General features: G+C 63.4%; 22 protein-coding genes. 5 read left to right on the top strand and 17 right to left on the bottom strand.

What is annotated here, in order from left to right; translation table 11 throughout:
- Position 1: 1 nt before the first annotated feature.
- The 4 genes from GFJ39_RS03180 to GFJ39_RS03165 form a co-directional block, all read right to left on the bottom strand.
- Complete coding sequence (locus GFJ39_RS03180; protein ID WP_153429748.1) at positions 2-1,414, bottom strand: sugar porter family MFS transporter; 1,413 nt, start codon at positions 1,412-1,414, stop codon at positions 2-4.
- A 131-nt stretch (positions 1,415-1,545) separates the two neighbouring features.
- Positions 1,546-2,925 (bottom strand): ribosome biogenesis GTPase Der, encoded by a 1,380-nt coding sequence (gene der / locus GFJ39_RS03175; protein ID WP_153429746.1) that lies wholly within the window; start codon positions 2,923-2,925, stop codon positions 1,546-1,548.
- A 4-nt stretch (positions 2,926-2,929) separates the two neighbouring features.
- A complete protein-coding gene (locus tag GFJ39_RS03170; protein WP_153429744.1) occupies positions 2,930-4,342 on the bottom strand; it encodes a PQQ-binding-like beta-propeller repeat protein in 1,413 nt (470 codons plus the stop codon).
- Positions 4,342-5,022: a tetratricopeptide repeat protein gene (locus tag GFJ39_RS03165; RefSeq protein ID WP_325062807.1), complete on the bottom strand. Its 681-nt coding sequence runs from the start codon at positions 5,020-5,022 to the stop codon at positions 4,342-4,344. Before GFJ39_RS03165 ends, GFJ39_RS03170 begins: the two co-directional genes overlap by 1 nt.
- A 187-nt stretch (positions 5,023-5,209) precedes the next feature.
- Between GFJ39_RS03165 and GFJ39_RS03160 the strand changes: the two genes are divergently transcribed.
- A complete protein-coding gene (locus tag GFJ39_RS03160) occupies positions 5,210-5,512 on the top strand; it encodes a hypothetical protein (RefSeq protein ID WP_153429740.1) in 303 nt (100 codons plus the stop codon).
- Positions 5,513-5,537: 25 nt separating this feature from the next.
- Here the strand turns inward: GFJ39_RS03160 and GFJ39_RS03155 are convergent, their stop codons facing one another.
- The 12 genes from GFJ39_RS03155 to GFJ39_RS03100 form a co-directional block, all read right to left on the bottom strand.
- Complete coding sequence (locus GFJ39_RS03155) at positions 5,538-5,933, bottom strand: hypothetical protein (protein ID WP_228391764.1); 396 nt, start codon at positions 5,931-5,933, stop codon at positions 5,538-5,540.
- A gap of 45 nt (positions 5,934-5,978) precedes the next feature.
- Positions 5,979-7,298 (bottom strand): dihydroorotase, encoded by a 1,320-nt coding sequence (locus GFJ39_RS03150; RefSeq protein WP_153429739.1) that lies wholly within the window; start codon positions 7,296-7,298, stop codon positions 5,979-5,981.
- Between the two features lie 28 nt (positions 7,299-7,326).
- Entirely contained in the window at positions 7,327-9,087 is a 1,761-nt protein-coding gene (gene asnB, locus GFJ39_RS03145) for an asparagine synthase (glutamine-hydrolyzing) (RefSeq protein ID WP_153429921.1), read from the bottom strand.
- Complete coding sequence (locus GFJ39_RS03140; RefSeq protein WP_228391763.1) at positions 9,087-10,088, bottom strand: glycosyltransferase; 1,002 nt, start codon at positions 10,086-10,088, stop codon at positions 9,087-9,089. The genes asnB and GFJ39_RS03140 overlap by 1 nt, the downstream gene beginning before the upstream one ends.
- A gap of 84 nt (positions 10,089-10,172) precedes the next feature.
- A complete protein-coding gene (locus GFJ39_RS03135) occupies positions 10,173-11,093 on the bottom strand; it encodes a glycosyltransferase family 9 protein (protein ID WP_153429919.1) in 921 nt (306 codons plus the stop codon).
- A complete protein-coding gene (dnaQ, locus tag GFJ39_RS03130; RefSeq protein ID WP_153429736.1) occupies positions 11,093-11,779 on the bottom strand; it encodes a DNA polymerase III subunit epsilon in 687 nt (228 codons plus the stop codon). The genes GFJ39_RS03135 and dnaQ overlap by 1 nt, the downstream gene beginning before the upstream one ends.
- Entirely contained in the window at positions 11,776-12,381 is a 606-nt protein-coding gene (gene coaE / locus GFJ39_RS03125) for a dephospho-CoA kinase (RefSeq protein WP_325062806.1), read from the bottom strand. Before coaE ends, dnaQ begins: the two co-directional genes overlap by 4 nt.
- Positions 12,378-13,217: a shikimate dehydrogenase gene (locus GFJ39_RS03120; protein WP_153429734.1), complete on the bottom strand. Its 840-nt coding sequence runs from the start codon at positions 13,215-13,217 to the stop codon at positions 12,378-12,380. The genes coaE and GFJ39_RS03120 overlap by 4 nt, the downstream gene beginning before the upstream one ends.
- Complete coding sequence (locus GFJ39_RS03115; RefSeq protein WP_153429732.1) at positions 13,214-13,990, bottom strand: N-formylglutamate amidohydrolase; 777 nt, start codon at positions 13,988-13,990, stop codon at positions 13,214-13,216. Before GFJ39_RS03115 ends, GFJ39_RS03120 begins: the two co-directional genes overlap by 4 nt.
- An 18-nt stretch (positions 13,991-14,008) precedes the next feature.
- On the bottom strand, positions 14,009-14,656 hold the full coding sequence (locus GFJ39_RS03110; RefSeq protein WP_153429730.1) for a TlpA disulfide reductase family protein: 648 nt from the start codon (positions 14,654-14,656) through the stop codon (positions 14,009-14,011).
- 47 nt (positions 14,657-14,703) lie between these two features.
- Positions 14,704-15,285: a TlpA family protein disulfide reductase gene (locus GFJ39_RS03105; protein WP_153429728.1), complete on the bottom strand. Its 582-nt coding sequence runs from the start codon at positions 15,283-15,285 to the stop codon at positions 14,704-14,706.
- On the bottom strand, positions 15,282-15,881 hold the full coding sequence (locus tag GFJ39_RS03100) for a TlpA disulfide reductase family protein (RefSeq protein WP_153429726.1): 600 nt from the start codon (positions 15,879-15,881) through the stop codon (positions 15,282-15,284). Before GFJ39_RS03100 ends, GFJ39_RS03105 begins: the two co-directional genes overlap by 4 nt.
- Before the next feature lie 15 nt (positions 15,882-15,896).
- Between GFJ39_RS03100 and argH the strand changes: the two genes are divergently transcribed.
- Complete coding sequence (gene argH / locus GFJ39_RS03095) at positions 15,897-17,342, top strand: argininosuccinate lyase (RefSeq protein ID WP_153429724.1); 1,446 nt, start codon at positions 15,897-15,899, stop codon at positions 17,340-17,342.
- Positions 17,339-17,470: a hypothetical protein gene (locus GFJ39_RS14425; protein ID WP_267902328.1), complete on the top strand. Its 132-nt coding sequence runs from the start codon at positions 17,339-17,341 to the stop codon at positions 17,468-17,470. The genes argH and GFJ39_RS14425 overlap by 4 nt, the downstream gene beginning before the upstream one ends.
- Here the strand turns inward: GFJ39_RS14425 and gluQRS are convergent.
- Complete coding sequence (gene gluQRS, locus GFJ39_RS03090; protein ID WP_153429722.1) at positions 17,439-18,299, bottom strand: tRNA glutamyl-Q(34) synthetase GluQRS; 861 nt, start codon at positions 18,297-18,299, stop codon at positions 17,439-17,441. The genes GFJ39_RS14425 and gluQRS overlap by 32 nt on opposite strands.
- A 143-nt stretch (positions 18,300-18,442) precedes the next feature.
- On the opposite strand from gluQRS, the gene GFJ39_RS03085 reads away from it, so the two are divergent.
- On the top strand, positions 18,443-19,015 hold the full coding sequence (locus GFJ39_RS03085) for an HNH endonuclease (RefSeq protein ID WP_153429720.1): 573 nt from the start codon (positions 18,443-18,445) through the stop codon (positions 19,013-19,015).
- A 42-nt stretch (positions 19,016-19,057) separates the two neighbouring features.
- A partial coding sequence (locus GFJ39_RS03080) for a CHRD domain-containing protein (protein WP_153429718.1) occupies positions 19,058-19,478 on the top strand: 421 nt, incomplete at its 3' end.

Genomic DNA, 19,478 nt, shown 5'->3' with positions numbered 1-19,478 from the left:
CTCAGCGCCCCAGATCACGCAGGCGCGTGCCTGCAAAAAGATTGGCTTCCAGCCTCTCGAGCGAGACGCCTTTCGTTTCGGGGACGAACAATACGGTCACAAGAATGAAAAGACCATTGAAGACGGCAAACATCAGGAACGTCGAGGACGCTCCCATCATCGCCATGCCCAGCGGAAACATGTTGGAAATGGCCCAGTTCGCGGCCCAGTTGGTCACTGTGGAGCAGCCGATCCCGAAATCCCGCCCCCGCGTCGGCTGAACTTCCGAACACAGCGTCCAGACCAGCGGCCCTTCACCAATGGCAAAACCCGCCACGAACAGGAGAACGAATCCGCACAGCAGGAGCTGGAGCCCAAAGCTCTGCGCGCCGATGGCCAGCAATATCCCCACCCCTGCCAGCGAAAATGCCGCGATACCGCAGCTGAGGATCAGCAGCGGGCGCCGCCCCCAGCGGTCGACGCAGGCAATCGCCACTCCGGTCAGCGCCATATTCGTCAGGCCCACAAGAGTCGTGGCCCAGATGGATGCATTCGTCCCGAAATGCGCTGCCTGAAAGACACGTGGGGCATAATAGAGCAGCGCGTTGATCCCTGAGAGCTGCTGCATGATCTGGAGCAGCATGCCCAGGAAGACGGTGCGGCGGAAATTGGGGTTGCTCCTGAAAAGCCCCAGACCGGCATCGCTGCTCTTCTGGAGGCGTGAGTGGATGTCGACCAGTTCCGCTTCGGCCACTTCCTCATCCGAGCGCAGGCTCTGCAGGACGCGCCGTGCATGCTCCTTTTCCCCGCGCATCATCAGCCAGCGCGGGCTGTGCGGCAGGATCAGGACGATTCCAAGAAAGAAACTGGCCGGCAACGCCATAACGCCGAGCATCCAGCGCCAGTGACCGCCCGAAGCCAACAGGCTGTCGGAGACGAAAGCGAGGAAAATCCCGAGGGACACCATGAGCTGATAGAACGAAATCATGGCGCCACGGACGGACTCAACCGTGATCTCGGAAATATAAAGCGGGGCGGCAAACGCGGCCACACCGACCGCGAGGCCCAGGAAAAGCCTCCCGATAATCATGACTGCGGCCCCGGGCGCCAGGGCGCAGAGCAGCGTTCCGAGCAGGAACAGGATCGCCGCCCCGAGCATGGCGCCCGTGCGGCCGAACCGGACCGAGGTCCGCCCTGCGAACAATGACCCGACCGTCGCCCCCGCCATCATCGACGAGACAATCCAGCCCTGAAGGACATCGCCGGCATGGAAATCGGTTGCAATGAACGGAAGCGCACCGGCGACGACGCCAGTATCAAGGCCGAACATCAGTCCGGCGAGAGCTGCCAGAATACCGAGGGTTGTCGCCCGCGCCGTGCTGCGGGGCTGTTGCGTGGACAGCACCCCACTGGAAGACGAAGCAATCCCAACCATATCCGTAGTCACCTCCCCCGAAACACACCCTTCATTCAAGGGGACAGGACCGAACGTTCCGAAACCGGAAGCAGCCGGTCCTGTATTAATGATCGATCAGGGGTGTGGTCTATATACAAACGAACAGAAAATCACTTTTCCGCGTAAGGATTTTTCGTTCCACGTAACTGCAAACGCACCGGCACACCCGGCATGTGGAACGTTTCACGCAGTCCGTTAACCAGATAGCGCTTGTAGGAATCCGGAAGCTGCTCCGCCCGCGTGCCAAACAGCAGGAATGTCGGCGGACGCGCCTTCACCTGCGTCATGTAACGCAGCTTGAGGCGACGTCCGTCCACAAGCGGCGGCTGATGACGCTCGAGCGCATCCTCGAACCAGCGGTTCAGTTCACCCGTGGAGACACGCGAGTTCCAGATCTCGTAAACCTCCCGAACGGCCGGAAGGAGACGATGCACGCCCGCTCCCGTCAGCGCGGAGAACGTCACGACCGGAATGCCACGCACCTGGGCCAGCGAGATTTCCAGACGGTCCAGAATCGCCTTCCTGGTCGCGTTCCGGTCCTCGACCGCGTCCCATTTGTTCAGCGCGATGACACAGGCCCGACCCTCACGCTCGATCAGGCGGCCGATCTGGAGATCCTGCTCATGCACGCCAAGCGTCGCATCAATCACCAGAACGACCACTTCCGCCATTTTCAGCGCTTCGATGGAAGCCGAGACGGACATTTTTTCGAGATGCTGCTCAACGCGCGCGCGCTTGCGCATCCCCGCCGTATCGACAAGCTGGATGGGGCCATGCTCGTCATGCAGTTCGACAGTGATGGAATCGCGCGTCAGACCCGCTTCAGGCCCCGTAATCATCCGCTCTTCGCCCAGCAGGCAGTTCAGCAGCGTGGACTTACCCGCATTCGGACGACCGATAATGGCCAGACGCAGCGGTCCAGCCGGGCGCTCGTCGTCCTCGCCTTCGGCCTTCGGAGCCTCACGACGACGGGATTTTTCCGCTGGCGGCAGACGCTCGGCAATCTCCCCCATGAGATCGGCAATGCCCTCGCCGTGCTCGGCGGACAGCGCCAGCGGCGTTCCCAACCCCAGTGAATAGGCTTCGAGAGCCGCATTCGTGCCAGCCTGCCCCTCGGCCTTGTTGGCAATCAGCAGAACCGGCCGGTTCTGACGGCGCAGCCAGCTCGCGAAATGCGCATCCGCGGGCGTGATTCCAGAACGTGCATCAATGCAGAACAGCACCAGATCCGCCATTGCGACAGCGGATTCGGAGGACGCCCGCATCCGTCCATACAACGTATCCGGCGCCGCCTCTTCAAGACCGGCGGTATCAATCAGCCGGACCCGACGACCACGCAGAAGGGCCTCCCCCTCCTTGCGGTCGCGCGTAACGCCCGGCATGTCGGAAACGATCGCCTGACGGCGGCCGACGAGCCGGTTGAACAGTGTGGATTTCCCGACATTCGGGCGCCCGGCAATAACAACAACGGGCAGGTTCTCAGAGGTCATTCGTTCAGCCATAGGCCCGCAGAACGGCGTCCTGGGACAGGGTCAGAACCTGACCGTCACAGACGATCGGCTGAACCTGGCACGGGGCAGGGGTCTTACGGGTCAGTTCAAGTTTCCCGGTCACGGCATTCAGGACCGCCATGCCTTCTTTCGGAAAGGTGGAGAAGCAGATCAGCTTGCCGTTCACAAGAAGCGGGCCCACCCAGGCAATCGCGTCCTTTTCCACGTCAACGCGGATGAAGCGACGCAACTGCGTGATCCAGCGCACATGCCCGGACAGACGATCCAGACAGGCGATCTGCTGATCTGTGGACAGGACATACATCCAGTCGCCACAGAGCGCTATAGGACTCTGCCCGCTGACCTCACGTTCCCACAGACGCCGGCCTGACCGCATGTCGATCGCGACCAGCACGCGGGACATGGACACGGCATAGGCCGTCCCATCCATGATGACCGGCGCGCCGCGAATACAGGAGAAATCGAGCATGGCGCCCATGCCGTTGGAACCGCCGAGACTGTCACTCCAGACCATCTCGCCCGACGCCGCTCGCAGTGCCACCAGATCGCCGCTGCCAAAGCCCGCGAGAATGACGCCGTCCACGAAAGCAGGAGCGGACTGACCGAAGATGACCGTATCGGCTGCCGTGGCCTGATACGTCCAGATCTGATGACCGGTCTTGGCGTTCAGCGCGATCAGACGCTCGTCGATCGTTCCGAAAACCATCAGACCTTCCGCGATCGTCGGTGCGGAACGGCCCGGCGTCCCGGTGTTGACGCGCCATTTCACCTTGCCGGTCAGGGCCTCAACAGCCAGGGCCTGAGCCACGCCGTCCACGATATAGAGCGTGTCCCCATCGAGGGCGAGGCCGCCGCCGATATTGGTCGATCGGCTTCTGGCCGTGGCAGGCTGACGCGTCCAGACGTGACGACGCTCCGGCCAGGTCCAGGCCTTCACCACGCCCTGCGCATCCGTCGTGAAGATATGACCGTTACCGATCACCGGCGGCGACTGGATGGCGCCCCGGTTGGTCGGCATGATGGCGATCATCGACAGAAAACTGGACGGATCAGTCGGCGCGCCGACCGAATGGCTCCACGCCAGATCAGGCCCCTTCCACGCTGCATTCACCGATACATGGGACGGACGCCCTCCCTCCTGCAACCACTCCCGAACCGGCTGGACCGGACCGAGGCTGATCGGCGTATGATCGTCATGATCGACCGTCAGCCCGGCGCCTGTGGACAGGACATCCACGCGATGTCCGGCCAGAGGCGGCTTCTTGTCGTCTTCGAACAGGCTGCACCCGCCCAGAACGGCCAGGGCACTCCCCGAACAGGCCGTCCGCAGAAGACCACGGCGACCCATGGAGCGGTTCACGAAAAGGGAAGAGCGGGAAAGAACAGGACGGCGCATCAACCGGCGTCTCCAAATGTCTCGAGTAGGGCCTGCGCACGCGCACGCACCCCTTCGGTCGCGTTTTCACTGCCAACGATCTGCGTCAGGATGCGCCGGGCTTCCTTCTGCTGGTCCGCCGTCGCACCGGGGCGCAGGTCAAGCGCGGCAAGACCTTCCTGAGCCAGAGGAGCCCAGGCACCACCGCCCTGCGCCAGGGCTTCATAGCCCGGGCGGAGTGTCTTCGGATCGGCCGTCGCGGTCCGGGCGTTCAGGCTCATGTAGCGCGCCATGTCCCGCAGGGCCGGATCGGCAGCGTTATCATCCGCCACGCCCTGCCACGTCTTCAGCGCAGCGTCCGTCTGATGGGCCTGGCTCTGCAGATCCGCCAGACGCAGCGCGGCATAGGAGCGCACGCCCACCGGACCATGCTCCGCCAGATCCTGGAAGGTCGCGGTGGCTTTCTGAGTGGCCGCGGCGTCATGCTTGGGGTCGGACAGGGCCGTCATGGCGGTAAAATACCGTGCCGATGCCGCCTGCTGTGCCGCATGGCGCGCGTGACTGTTCCAGCCCCACACGCCCCCACCGATAGCTCCAAAAACGGCCACGGCGCCCACCACGGCGCCAATACGCCGTGCCATGGCCCGCAACCGCTGCGCCTGCATTCCTTCGTTCACCTGCGTGATGAAATCGTCTGCCACCTGGTCCCCTGCTGGATCGGTCTTCAAACTGTTTGCGCGACCATACAGGTGCCGCACCGTCGCGGCAAACGCTTCACACATCCGAAGGCTGGCTGAAGCAGTCCATGACTATGAAAAACGGTATCACGATAGAAAATCCAGCCGACATTCAGACTTCCTTAACCGCACCGGAAGCATCCTGACGGTCATGAAAAAGCCCGTCCCGCTCCTGCTGCTTCCCCTGGTGTTCTGCGCGCTTGAAGGCTGCGCGCCGGATCGCATCGCGTCCGCCGTCACGGGGAAGGACTGCAACACGGCCTATCTATACGATGACGAAAGTTTCTGTGCCCGGCCGGTCGGGCCGCCTCCGCCGCAGCCCTACTGCACCACGAGCTTCGAGGGCACGACCTGCTGGGCGCGCCCCGATCTGATGCCCAATGTCGCCCGCCAGACCTATGGCGGCCCCACATCCCTGACTCCGGCCCAGAATCAGGAACGCATGAGACAATAAGAATCGCGGCGCGCTTTGCAGAGCGTCAGTGATGGCCCAGTTTGCGGCTGGCAGCGGCCAGATTGGCGGACAGCGTCTGGAAGGACGCCGCAATATGGGACTGAACAGCCGCGCTGCCCGCATGGACATGGGAAATTCGCGCGCTTGCTTCCTGGCTGATGGCCGTCTCTTCCCGGTTGGCCTGCGCCGCGACACACGCATTGTAAACCCGGGCCGCTTTTTCATAAGCCGTCACGCGATCCACGCTTTCGTTATACTGCGCGACCGTCGCGGCCTTCACCGCAGGCGCCTGCGGCTCGGCGCCGCATTTTGAAGCAGTCCATGCAGCCTCGGCCGCACTGGCCGACCCGGCACTGGCGGTCCCTGCAAACACCAGACCAAACAGCGCCGCCTTACGAAGGGCGACAACGCAACGTCTCATACAGCTCCCTTTCCTGTTCGAAGCGTTGCGCGCCCTACGCCTAGATCAAGGCGCAAATTTGGCAGGCTGGCCAGTCGGACCACCGAAGACCTCATTGTCCCGCATCACGACCGTTCCACGAACGATCGTCACCATGGGCCAGCCCGTCACGCGCGTTCCGTCAAACGGCGTCCAGCCAGCCGGCGTGACGATCCAGTCATTCGTGATCTCGCGCTCGGCCTTCATGTCCACAAGCGTGAAATCGGCATCGAATCCAACGACCATACGTCCCTTCGTCTGCAATCCGTAAACCCGTGCCGGCCCTGCCGCCATCAGATCCACCAGACGCGACAGCGACAGAAGTCCCGCATTCACATGATCGAGCATGACCGGCACAATCGTCTGCGTCCCCGTCAGACCCGCCGGGCATTTCGGCCAGGGAAGCCGCTTGGCTTCCAAAGGATGCGGCGCATGATCGGACGAAACCACGTCCACCCGGCCATCCCGCACGGCCCGCCAGCTTGCTTCCCAGTGCGCCCGGTCCCGCAGCGGCGGGTTCATAACGGCCAGACCACCGAGCTTCTCGTAACATTCCGGCGCCACCTGCGTCAGATGGTTCACCAGAACCTCGACCGTGGAAATATCGCGGTAATCCGCCAAATACTCCAGTTCCTCAGCGGTCGAGACATGCAGGATATGCGCGGGGCGGTTGGTCTTGCGAGCCAGCACCATGATACGGCGTGTGCCGAGGAACGCACATTCCACGTCCCGCCACACACTGTGCGTCTCGTAAGGCTGGCCTTCATGGAACATTGCCTTGCGGGCCTGAAGGCGATATTCGTCCTCCGAATGATAGGCCACGCGGCGATGCCCCGAGCGCATGACCGCTTCCAGCCCGGCATCGTCCTCGATCATCAGATTGCCCGTGGACGATCCCGCAAACACCTTCACCGCACACACACCCGGCTGCTGCTCCAGCATCGCCAGATCTGGCGTATTCTCACGAGTCGCGCCGACATAGATACCCACATCCACATGCGCCGTCTTGCGGATATGATCGCGCTTCCAGTCGATCATCGTCACGTCCGTCACACTCGGGGACGTGTTGGGCATGTCGAAAACCGTCGCAATACCGCCCAGCGCCGCAGCCCGCGTCCCGGTCTCCAGCGTCTCGACCTCGGGCTTGCCCGGATCGCGCAGATGGACATGCGCGTCAATCAGCCCGGGCAGGACATGCAGGCCGCGTGCATCGATCACCCGATCCGCCTCGTCCGCCGATCCCACGGACAGCGACGCCACTTTCCCGTTGCGCACGCCGATATCCGCTTCGGCCTCGCCCCATGGAAAAACGCAGCGCCCGCCGCGGATAATCAGATCGTAATGCATGTTCCGTCCTTGCAAATCAGTAAGACACTCATGAAGCGCGCGAGAGAGTTTCGAACGTATCCCCGTCCACGGGAACCCCTTCGATATGATGACGGTGCCACAGCGCGAAAAACAGGAGCGTCCATGCCTGCCGCGCCATGCCGCGCTGGCTGGCCCGGGCAAAAAGACGCTCGACATCCGGTCCCGGCATCATGGCCCGGATGCAGGACTGGCGCGCGACCAGAGGCCCGAGACGGTGCGCCTGCTTCTCGATCCATGACCCAACCGGTACGGTAAATCCCTGTTTCGGCGCAAATGGACGCGCCTGCGGTAGCGCATCCTGAAGCCAGCAGCGCAGCAGCCATTTGCCGTAAGCATCCCGCACCTTGAAGTGTTCGGGAAGCGGCCAGATTGCTTTGGCCACAACCGGGTCCAGCAGCGGCGTACGTCCCTCGACCGAATGTGCCATCAGGCACCGGTCCAGCTTGAGCAGCAGATCGTTGGGCAGCCATTCCGCAATATCCAGCGCCTGAGCGCCTTCCAGCCCCGAAACCCCGAGAGCCAGTTCCGTCATGGCAATCCCGCGCCGCCACTGCCGCCCCTGCTCCGCAAAATGCTTGCCGAACGTCCCGGACCGATATGGCGCACGACCGCCCTTCCACCAGGGCTTCATCACGCGCCGATAGCGACCATAACCGGCAAAAAGTTCGTCCCCGCCCTCACCACTAAGCATAACGGTAACGTCCTTCCGGGCCTCACGCGCCAGGAACCATGTCGGGATGACGGCATAATCGGCGGCGGGATCATCCATGCACGCTACGATGGCCGGCAGATCGCGCCAGACCATGTCTTCCGTCACGGTCAGCACATGATGCTCGGCCCCGACAGACGCCGCCAATGCCGCGGCATCAGCGGATTCGTCCGCAGCTCCGGCATCAAAGCGCGCCGTCCAGGTGCGCGGATGCGGCAGTCCCAGACGATGCGCCGCCGCCAGAATGACCGAACTGTCGATCCCGCCGGACAGAAACAGCCCGAGCGGCACATCCGCCCGCAGATGCGCCGACACGCTGTCGAGCAGTGCCGTATCCAATCGTGCCAGCGCCTGCTCATCGCTCAGACGGGCCGGAACCGTATCCCGCGCTTCATGCAGAACATGCCGCCGACGCGATTCCACGATTCGTCCGTCAACGATCCGGAGCGTCTCACCGGGCAGAAGTCGGCGGATGCCAGCAAAAATGATGTCCTGCCCTGTCGTAAACTGAAGCTGCATCAGTTCATTGCGGGCACTATCCCGAACGCTGCGCTTGCCAAAGCCCCCCGCCAGCAACGCCTGCGGCTCGGACGCAAACGCGATGCCGCCCTCATACGCTGCGATATAGAGCGGCTTGATGCCGAACGGATCACGCGACAGCACCATCTCATGCCGTCCATGCTCGTTCTCGACGATCGCAATGGCGTACATACCCCGCAATTCGTGCGTGTATCCCGCACCGTCATGCAGCCACAGATGCAAAGGCGGTTCGCAGTCGCTATGGGTCTGAAAACAGGTTTTGGGAAAGCGCCCGCGAATGGCCGGATCGTTGTAGATTTCCCCGTTCGCGATCAGGGCTGCCGCGCCAAGCCTGAACGGCTGCGCCCCCCCGGCGATATCAACGATGGACAGCCGACGGTGACGCAACGCCGCACTACCCAGATCCAGCCGCCCTTCCCCATCCGGCCCACGGTGGAAAATGGCCTGCGACATGCGCTCCAGCGCGTCCTGATCCGGATGATGCCCCGGCAGGCAGGAAAGACCCGCAATTCCACACATCAGGCCCGCACTCCGTCCAGAAAAGCCGACCATCGCGCCATGACAACGTCCTGGGCAAACTCCCGCTCGAACCGCGCCCGCCCGTTTACGGAAAGAGTCTGCGCAACAGACGCATCATCCAGCACGCTGCCGATCTGCGCGGCAAGATCGCGCTCATTCTCGACCTCGGCCAGCAGACCGTCCTGCGTCCCTTCGAGGATTTCCTGCGGTCCCTGAATATTGCTCGCCACAACCGGCACCCCGGCTGACAGCGCCTCGATCACGACATTGCCCAGCGGCTCGATCCGCGACGGACACACCAGAACATCGCATGCCCGGAGCCAGGGGCCGCTCTGCGCGATCCAGCCGGGAAGATGCACCCGGTCTGCAACATTTTCCGCCTTCGCCAGCGCCTCAAGCGCGGAACGCTCCAGCCCCTCGCCTGCAATCACCAGATGCACGCCCGGCAGATGCTTCATCGCCCGGATCAGCACATCGAAGGCCTTGTTTTCATGCAGGCGCCCCAGAGCAAGGGCAAACGGCACGTCCGGAGGCAGAAACGCGGGCCGCTGTGGCGTCAGGGTTGAAAAATCCGTCGCGAAATTGGGCAGATGATGCACATGATCGGCCGCCCAGCCCTGCGCCCGCATCCACTCCGCCAGACCGCGCGTATTGCCGATCAGATGGTCGCAGCGGCGATAATTCGACAGATCGTAATACCCGCCCAGACGCCCGGCGATCTGCCACGGCCCTGACGGCACCAGCCGCGCCGCCCGGCTCATCCACGCGACGACAACATCCGGCCTGAACGCTTTGAGACTGCGCCGCAGTCCCGGTGTGGTCCGCAGATCCAGCAGCCCGCCGAACCGGAAAGACTGGGTCTCGACGCCCGCTTCCTCAAGCCGTGCAACCCGGCCTTCATCCTGACGGATCAGTGCCTGAACGGGTCGCCCGTCCCGCGTCTGGGCCATTGTCAGACGCTCGAAGAACAGCTCCGCGCCGCCCCTGGGAGCCCCAGCCATCACATGGGCCACACGACCCCGGTATCCATTGGACGATGCAGACTTCATCTCTCTTCTATCGGCCATGACCGACAGGGCATCAAGTCAGTCCGAACGCCTGTCCGGAACACACATGTCTTTTTCACGCAGGATTTCCTTCACGGCTTTCAGCACAGCCGCGACACCCAACCCTTCGATGGGCGCATGACCCTCCGGTCCCGCTGCCTCCACGAACCGTGCAAGCCGCCCGGCCGGCGCATATTCCGAGGCCCGCGACGGCCCGAACAGACCCAGCGTCGGCGTCCCCGCGGCGGCCGCCAGATGCATCAATCCGGAATCATTTCCCACAAACAGAGCGCAACGCTGAAGCAGCGCGGCGACCTCGCCCAGCGATTTGTCTCCGCCAAGGTCCAGAGCGTCCGGCAGCGCCTTCAACACCGGTTCCGCCCGCGCGCGCTCCCCCTCTCCGGGGCCATAGAAGACGACGGGACGCAGATTTTCCGCCTTCAATGCCTGCGCCAGTTCCACAAACCGCTCGGGCGGCCAGATTTTGCCATCCCAGTTCGCCGTCGGTCCCAGCGCCAGCCACCGCCCTTCGGGCAAGGCCGCAACAGCCTCCGCACGCTGCTTTTCCGAAATCCAGACACGCGGCATGGGCGTCCTGCGATATCCGAGGGCCTCTCCAAGCTGCTCAACCCGCCGACCCGGACGCCGCCCGCCGCGCACGATGATCCGCCGTCGCGCTCGCAATATCAGTCCGATCAGCGAGCCACGCAGATCCACGACCATGAACCAGCGCGTCCGGCAGCAGGCGCGCCACAGATCGATCCAGTGCCGGTCATGCCGGCGCTTTTCCATGGTGATGATGCGCTCGCAACGCGGATCGGCCTCGAAAAGCCCCGCCGCTACAGGCCCACAGACCACCGTGAACATCGCTGCCGGATAACGCTTCTGCAACGCCTCCAGCACCCCCGTGGAAATAACCGCATCGCCCAGACGGTTGGACGTGATGAACAGGATCCGCATCATTCGCGAAGCCAGACCGCATCCTTGATGGTGCTGACGAACGCCTCATGCGCCTGAAGCTCTTCCGCAGTCGGAGGCGCCATTTTTCGCGGCTTGCGGCTGGCAAGCGCATTGATCCCGTCCGTCATGCCGCGACTGCGGGAAGGCCCCGCCAGACCCAGTCCGCGCTGACGGCCACCCATCAGTTCAACATAGACTTCGGCCAGAAGCTTGCAGTCCAGCAGCGCGTTATGGGTCCCACGCTGCGACAGATCGATACCGAAACGCCGGCACAGCGCATCGAGACTGGCAGGAAGGCCCGGATATTTCTTCCGTGCCATTTCCACCGTATCGATGGCCCGGCTGGCGTAATCAAGCGGCTCGCGACCGCAGGCGACCAGTTCCGCATTGACGAACTTGAAATCGAACCTGGCATTATGCGCGATCATCGGACTGTCCCCGATGAACTCCAGAAACCCGTCCGCCACCTCGGAAAATATCGGCTTTCCTTCCAGATCCTCGATCCGGAACCCGTGCACCTTGGTCGCCTCGGGCGGAATATCGCGCTCGGGATGGATCAGGACGTGATAGGCCTCACCCGTCGGCAGATCATCGATCAGTTCGAGGGCCGCGATCTCGATGATGCGGTCGCCCATATCCGGGTCAAAACCCGTGGTTTCCGTATCGAACAGGATGGATCGTTTCATGACGCCTCACGAAGCCGGTGCAACAGGGCATGGACCTGCCTGACGGCCTGCCCACGCGACAGGCCGGTTCGTATCACGATGTCGGCCCGGCGTCTGCGCTCATGCTCGCTCATCTGGCGCGCCAGCAATCCTTTGGCATCCGCCATGCTCATACGCCCCCCACTGCGACCACGCTGCCGGATACGGGACAGACGTATGGCCATCGGAGCTTCAGCCACCACCACCACATGGCAGCGGCGGTCCTCGCCAATTTCCATCAGCAGCGGAATATCCAGCACGCAGAACGGTTCATGCCGCACCCGGCACTGCTTCAGAAACCGCTCACGCTCGGCCCGGACCAGCGGGTGCATGATGGCTTCCAGACGCTTCAGCGCCTCGGGCTGTCCCCGCACGGTCTCACGAAGCGCCGCACGATCCAGACGACCATCAACGACCGTTCCGGGAAATGTCTGCCCGATCAGCGGCAGGGCTTTCCCCCGTTCGCCCTGAAGTGCCCGGACACACGCATCCGCATCGAAAACCGGCACGCCTTCCCTGCGAAAAAGCGTGGCGACCGTACTTTTCCCGGCCGCCATCCCCCCGGTCAGACCAATAATCTTCACGCGTCAGCGCACAGGCTCGCCGCCAGCAGATCGAATGTCGTCCGGTCGGCCTGCGGGTCAACGCCGAACCATGCCTGGAACCCCGCCCGCGCCTGATGAACCAGCATCCCCAGACCATCCACCGTCCGCAGCCCGCGCGCCTGAGCGGCCAGAAGCAGAGGCGTCTCGCGCGGCGTATAGACGATATCCGTCACACATAGCCCCGGCGCGGCCTCTCGAAGCGCCGCGTCCCAGTCCAGACCGGCCTTACCACCCATGCCCATCGACGTGGCATTCACCAGAAGCGAACAGCCCGACAGCAGAGACGGCCATTCATACCAGGCCACGGCCTCGCCGCCGCCAAGTGCCTCGACCAGTGCCTCGGCGCGCTCCAGCGTCCGGTTGGCGATCACGACCTCGCAGCCCCGGTCCAGAAGCGCCGCAGCAACGGCCCGTGCCGCACCTCCCGCGCCCAGAACCATGGCACGACCGGCAATCACCACATCATGCGCCGCCAGATTATCGCAAAAACCCGTCCCATCCGTGCAGTCACCAATCATGCGCCCCGCCACGAAACAGATCGTGTTCACCGCTCCTGCCCGCTTTGCCGTCGGGGTCAGATCATCACAGGCCAGCATCGCGGCTTCCTTGTGCGGAATGGTGACATTCACACCCTGGAACCCGGCCGCCGCCAGTCCACGCAGTGCCTGATCGAAGCCCTCCGGGCGCGTCGGCAGCGGCACATAAGCGCCGTTCACGCCATTCACCCGGCACCAATGGTTGTGCATCAGCGGGGAGCGCGAATGCTCCACCGGCCATCCCATGACGCCTGCAAGTTTCGTGTGACCGTCAATCATGCGCCCGGCCCCGCTACCAACTTCTCCCAGACCTTCGGCAGAAGTACCGCCAGACGCCGGGCCCAGTCCCGCTGTCCGGCTTTTTCGACGATCAGATCCTGCCGGATCTCGATTTCAAGATAAGGCAGACCAGCCGCTTCCGCATGCCGTGGCACCGTATAGTCGGACGTATCGGTCAGAACATAAGGTTCATTGTCGCCCACACACAACGTCGCATCCTCACGCAGCAGCTCCAGCGCAATCGAGGCCATGCGGCTGTCCTGATTGTGAAGGATGCCGATCTGCCAGGGCCGCTCCCTGCCGTTCATCTGCGGCGTAAAACTGTGCAGCGCGATCAGCGCCGTCGGGCGCGGCCCGCGCTCAGCCAGAACCTCGGCAATCGTATCATGATACGGATGCAGGATTTCCCGCTCCCTCTTCGCCCGGCACGTTTCCCGCGCCGCCTGATTGGCCGGAACCGGCGTCCCGTCGCTCACAAGCGGCATGGACGTCGGATGGCCCGGCGCGCGGTTGCAGTCGATCACGAGACGGGAATAAACCTGCTCGATCAGCGCGGACCCCAGCAGTTCGTGCAGGATGCGCCCTACACCCACGATGCCGATATCCCAGGCGATGTGCCGCTGCCAGTCCTCGGTCTGCACCCCCATATCCCCCAGCGCATCCGGAACCGCCCGCCCCGCGTGGTCGCTGACGAACACGAACGGCGACGGCGTCTTTTCAGGAAAAAGAAGGAAAGGCGCCGGATCACTGGCGCCAAGAAGGGGAGCAGACATCAGGACTTCACACTCTTACTATCCAGCCAAGGCCCGTACAGTATGCCTCACGGCGTCCGCAGACCAGTCCATGTTCCCGATGGCCTCCGCGACGACCTCGCCTTTGCCGTTCAGGATCAGCGAACGCGGCACGCCATGCAGGGACATGACATCCGGTTTCAGGCTCTTCAGATCATCGGGACGTACCTGCCGGATGGACTGGACCAGAGCCGCCTGATCCGCCGTCTCCATCATCACACCCGACACCGGATCAACCAGCAGCGGCAGGGCGTCGATCCCATGCGCTTCATAGAACGCCCGGACTTTCGGAATCGTACTGCCACGCACAGCCACGGCCACGATCTGCGGTCCATCCGCGCCCAGAGCCTTGGCCGTCGCATTCACCAAGGGCAGTTCCCGGATGCAGGGCGGGCACCAGGTCGCCCAGAAATGCAGGATGAACGGATTGCCGTACCAGTGCGACAGCGACACGTCCTGCCCCTGCTCGTTCTGCACGCTCAGCGGCGGCAGAACTTTCGGCGTTGCGAGCCTTCCAAAGGAGTTCGGCTCGAAAGGCAGTCCCTTGCCAGCCTCTTCCTTTGCAGCCGTTGCCGCAATGGCCCGCCCCGAAACCAGAAGGGCACCGGCTCCTCCCAGAAGATGACGACGTGTCAGGGGGAGAGTCATGTTGGAAATCCGTTCTTTCATTACATGCAAATCCATCCCGTCGCAGTTCAGGCGGTCGTGGCGGCAAGCACCCGACGCATCGCGGCAGGCGCTCCGGGAGTCGCCCAGTCCAGCGATCCCGCCGCCGTCGCGCGAATGCACCCGGCACCATCAATCAGAAATGTTACGGGGATGGCAAGCGCCCTGTTTCCGCACCATGCCTTCAGATCTTCCCCGGCCACCGCCCAGACGGGCAGGCCGGCCACATCATCGCGCTCCAGAAACGCGTGGATCTCTTCCGGCGATCCACTTGAAACCGCCACTGGGACAACCGGACAGTCCGGCCCCCATGTCTTCATGAAAGCCGCCAGCCCCGGCAGTTCATGGCGGCAGGGCGGACACCACGTCGCCCAGACATGCAGCAGGAAAGGCGCCCCCCGACGCGAGGCCAGCGCATAACGCACGCCTCCCGGGCCGGCGAGCCCGAACCCGACAGGCCCCGAAACCGCTTTTCCCGGCGTCAGACGGTCGATCGGCATCCCCGGTCGCACGACTGTCCCCGCCAGCTTCGAGGCCCCATAACTCACCGCAACGGCGAGGCCCGCTGTCCCGAAAACAACGTTCCGCCGACTGAGCAGACCTGAACTCATGCCGGTTTGGCGGGCTGAAGATCCGACAGGATCTTTTCCAGAGACGCCTGGCTCTCCGGCGCGGCCCAGGCCATTTCCCCTTCGACACTGGCCCGCAGCCGCCCCTGCGCATCAATCACGCAGGTCATGGGCAGGCTTGGCGCACCGGATGTGAACCATTGGGAAAACTCATGCTGGCCCAGCGTCCAGGGCGCGATATGCGGCAGATTGCCCTGCGCCAGAAAAACCATGACTTTCGGCATCGGGCTGGCGACGGCCACGGGGATCACGGGCACGGTCGAGCCTGTTTTCTCGATGAAGGTATTGAGCGCCGGCAGCTCCAGTCTGCAGGGCGGGCACCAGGTCGCCCACAGATGCAGCACAAAAGGCCGCCCCCTCATCGTGGACAGGGAAAATGCCGTCCCCCCGGGTCCCACAAGCTGGAAGTTCACGGGCTCCAGCCTGGGCGCGCCGGGCTTGAGCGACGGCAGCATCGGCTGCGCACCATCCGCCGCGCGGGCAGAATTCCCGAGCCCGCAATTGCAGAGGGAAGCCGCCGCAGCTAGGCTGGCGGCTCCTCCAAGAAGGGTTCGCCGGTCGATCTGCTTCCGAATCATCTGTTTACGGTTCCCATGAAAAACGCTCCTGTCGACACACAATCAGATGCCGCTACATCCTTTGAAGGCACAGCCGCCAATCCGCAATGGGGTGGCCGCTTTGCCTCGGGCCCGGCCGCCATCATGGGCGAGATCAACGCCTCCATCGGATTTGACAAGATCCTGTGGCGACAGGACATCCGCGGCTCCCTCGCCCATGCCGCGATGCTCCAGAAAGTCGGCCTGCTGACCGAAACCGAACTGGCCGAAATCCGTCAGGGGCTGGGCGATATCGCACAGGAAATCGGCGAAAGCCGCTTCGAGTTCTCCCCGGCCCTCGAAGACATTCACATGAACATCGAGGCCCGCCTGTCCGAACGGATCGGCGAGGCCGGCAAGCGCCTGCACACGGCGCGTTCGCGCAACGATCAGGTCGCCACCGATTTCCGCCTCTGGGTGCGTGACGCCATCGACGGCCTTCAGGAGCAGACCGCCGCCCTGATGCGCTCCCTCGCCACCCGTGCGCTGGAACATGCCGCAACGCCCATGCCGGGCTTCACCCATCTTCAGGTGGCCCAGCCGGTCACGTTCGGACACCATCTTCTGGCCTATGTCGAGATGTTGTCTCGTGATCGTGGCCGCCTGCGTGACGCCCGCGCCCGTCTGAACGAATGTCCGCTCGGTTCGGCCGCCCTTGCCGGCACATCCTTCCCGATCGACCGCCGCATGACGGCCGCAGCGCTGGATTTCGACCGCCCGACCGCCAATTCGCTCGATGCCGTCTCGGACCGTGATTTCGCGCTCGAATTCCTCTCCGCCCTGTCACTTCAGGCCATGCACCTGTCGCGTCTGGCCGAGGAAATCGTAATGTGGGCCTCCGCCCCCTTCGGCTTCATCGCGCTGTCGGATGCCTTCACGACCGGCTCGTCCATCATGCCGCAGAAGCGCAACCCGGACGCCGCCGAACTGGTGCGCGCCAAAATCGGCCGCATCATGGGCGATTTCGTGGGCCTGCTGACGGTCATGAAGGGACTGCCCCTCGCCTATGCCAAGGATACGCAGGAAGACAAGGAGCCCGTCTTCGACGCCACCGAGGCCATGACGCTCTCGCTGGCTGCCATGGACGGCATGATCCGGGACCTGAAGGCTAATGCCCCCCGGATGCGCGAAGTCGCGGGCATGGGCTTCTCCACCGCGACCGACCTCGCCGACTGGCTGGTCCGCGAACTGCGCGTTCCCTTTCGCACGGCCCATCACGTCACCGGCCGTCTGGTCGGCATGGCAGAACAGAAAGGCTGCGATCTGGCCGATCTGTCGCTGGGCGAAATGCAGTCCGTCGAGCCCCAGATCAACGCGGGCGTTTTCGATGTCCTGACCGTTGAGGCGTCTCTGGCGTCCCGCACGAGCGAAGGCGGTACCGCACCGGCCAATGTAAAGCATCAGGCTCAGGCATGGCTCGCAAAACTTGGAGAATCCGCATGAAAACACTGCTGCTCGTCAGCATGACGGTCATGGCTCTCAGCCTGACCGCCTGCGGCAAGAAAGGCGCCCCCCACGCCCCCGGCCCGTCGCAGGACATCACCTATCCGGGCGTCTATCCGCCGGAATAAAGCTCGCCGCCAGAGCCTGCCGCACCAGTGGATGGTCCAGAACCAGTCGGGCCGTCCACCCTTCCTGCCGCAGAGCCCGCACGCCTTCCGCGCCGTCCCGTTTGGACAATTTCTGCCCGTCCGCACCCATGATGAGCGCATGATGGGCGTACACCGGCTCAGGCCAGCCCATCAGCTCCTGCAACACACGCTGAACTGACGTTGCCTCATAGAGATCCCGTCCGCGCGTTACAGTCGTCACACCTTGCAGCGCATCGTCATGCGTGACGCACAGATGATACGACACGCCCGTATCCCGCCGCGCCAGAACAATATCGCCGAACGCATCGGCCTGCCCCGCGATCCGCCCGCGCCCAAGCTCCTGCCAGCCCGGCACCTGCTGCAACACGTCAAGCGCCCGCCCCATATCCAGCCGCCAGACCGGTTCACGATCTGCATGACTCGCGCCATGCCGACAGGTCCCCGGATACACGACACTCCCATCCGGCGCGGTCTGTGTCGCGGCGTCGGCGATCTCCCGCCGCGTGCAGAAACACGGGTAGAGCAGCCTCCGCTCCCGCAGAATGTCCAGTACGGCCTGATACTGCAGCAAATGTCTCGACTGCTGCCGAACCGGCTCGTCTGACGACAGCCCAAGCCAGTCCAGATCCTCCCGCAGCGCTGCCGTCAGTTCCGGCGTACAGCGCGTCGTATCAATGTCCTCGATACGGATCAGGAACCTTCCGCTCTCACCCGCCATGATCCGCGAATAGAGCCCCGACACCACATGCCCCAGATGCAGAAATCCCGTGGGACTCGGCGCAAATCGTGTCGTGGCGGGAAGCGTCATGAATGTGTCACCAGCGTTTGCTTGCGGTCCGCGCAGTTTACTGGAATAGTTCCTTCAAAGAAGCCGACGACACGTGTTTTCCCGCTGTTTGTCCCGTTTTCATTCGGCGCCGTAACCCCGCATGTGTCGTCCTTGCAGAAAGGATGCGTGTGGTGTCCGTCAGCGGTCAGCATTTTCCGGCTCTTGTCCTGAACGCGGATTTCCGTCCGCTGTCCTATTTCCCGCTCTCGCTCTGGTCCTGGCAGGAAGCCGTCAAGGCTGTCTTCCTCGACCGCGTCTCAGTCCTTTCGGAATACGAAGACGCCGTCGTCCACTCCCCGAGCCAGAGTATGCGCCTGCCCAGCGTCATCGCCCTGAAGGACTATATCCCCACCGCCCGCAAGCCCGCCTTCACGCGCTTTAACGTCTTTCTGCGGGACAATTTCTCGTGTCAGTACTGCCATGACCGATTGCCCACCCATGAACTGACCTTCGATCACGTCATCCCCCGCGCGCGGGGTGGCCGTACGACCTGGGAGAATGTCGTAACTGCCTGCAGCCCCTGTAACCTGCTGAAAGGCTCAAAACTCCCGAGCGAACTGGGCATGCATCCGCACCGTAAACCCGTCCGTCCCAGCAGCCGCCTCCTGCAGGAAAACGGCCGGACCTTCCCGCCGAATTATCTTCACGAAAGCTGGCGCGATTATCTGTACTGGAACACCGAACTCGAAACCTGAGCACGCGTTTTACCGGTCCAACTTCTGCAAGGATGGACTTCCATGCGTACTGGACTTCTGCTGACCACGCTGGCCCTCGGCCTTTCCGTCACCGCCCTCCCCGCCTCAGCCGAAACGCTGCATCTCTTCGGCCCGTTCAAGGGCGAGCATGGCGCCACGGCCCCCATCAAGGGTTCGGCGTCCGCAATGCTGGACACCACGAAAAATACCCTGACTTACCGTTTTGAGGATAACGGCCTGTCGGGTCCGGTCACGGCGGCTCACCTGCATGGTCCTGCCGCAGACGGTCAGGACGCTGGCGTTCTGGCCCCGATCAGCGGCCCATACACGACCCGCATGACCGGCACGCTCCAGCTCACGCCCGAGCAAGTCAAGGAGGTCCAGGCCGGACAGAGCTACATCAATCTCCACACCGAGAAATACCCGGACGGCGAAGCCCGTGCCCAGCTTACGACCGATCTGA

The organism is Gluconobacter aidae (genome assembly GCF_009547075.1).
GTDB classification, from domain to species: domain Bacteria; phylum Pseudomonadota; class Alphaproteobacteria; order Acetobacterales; family Acetobacteraceae; genus Gluconobacter; species Gluconobacter aidae.
This window is presented reverse-complemented; position numbering and strand designations above follow the sequence as displayed.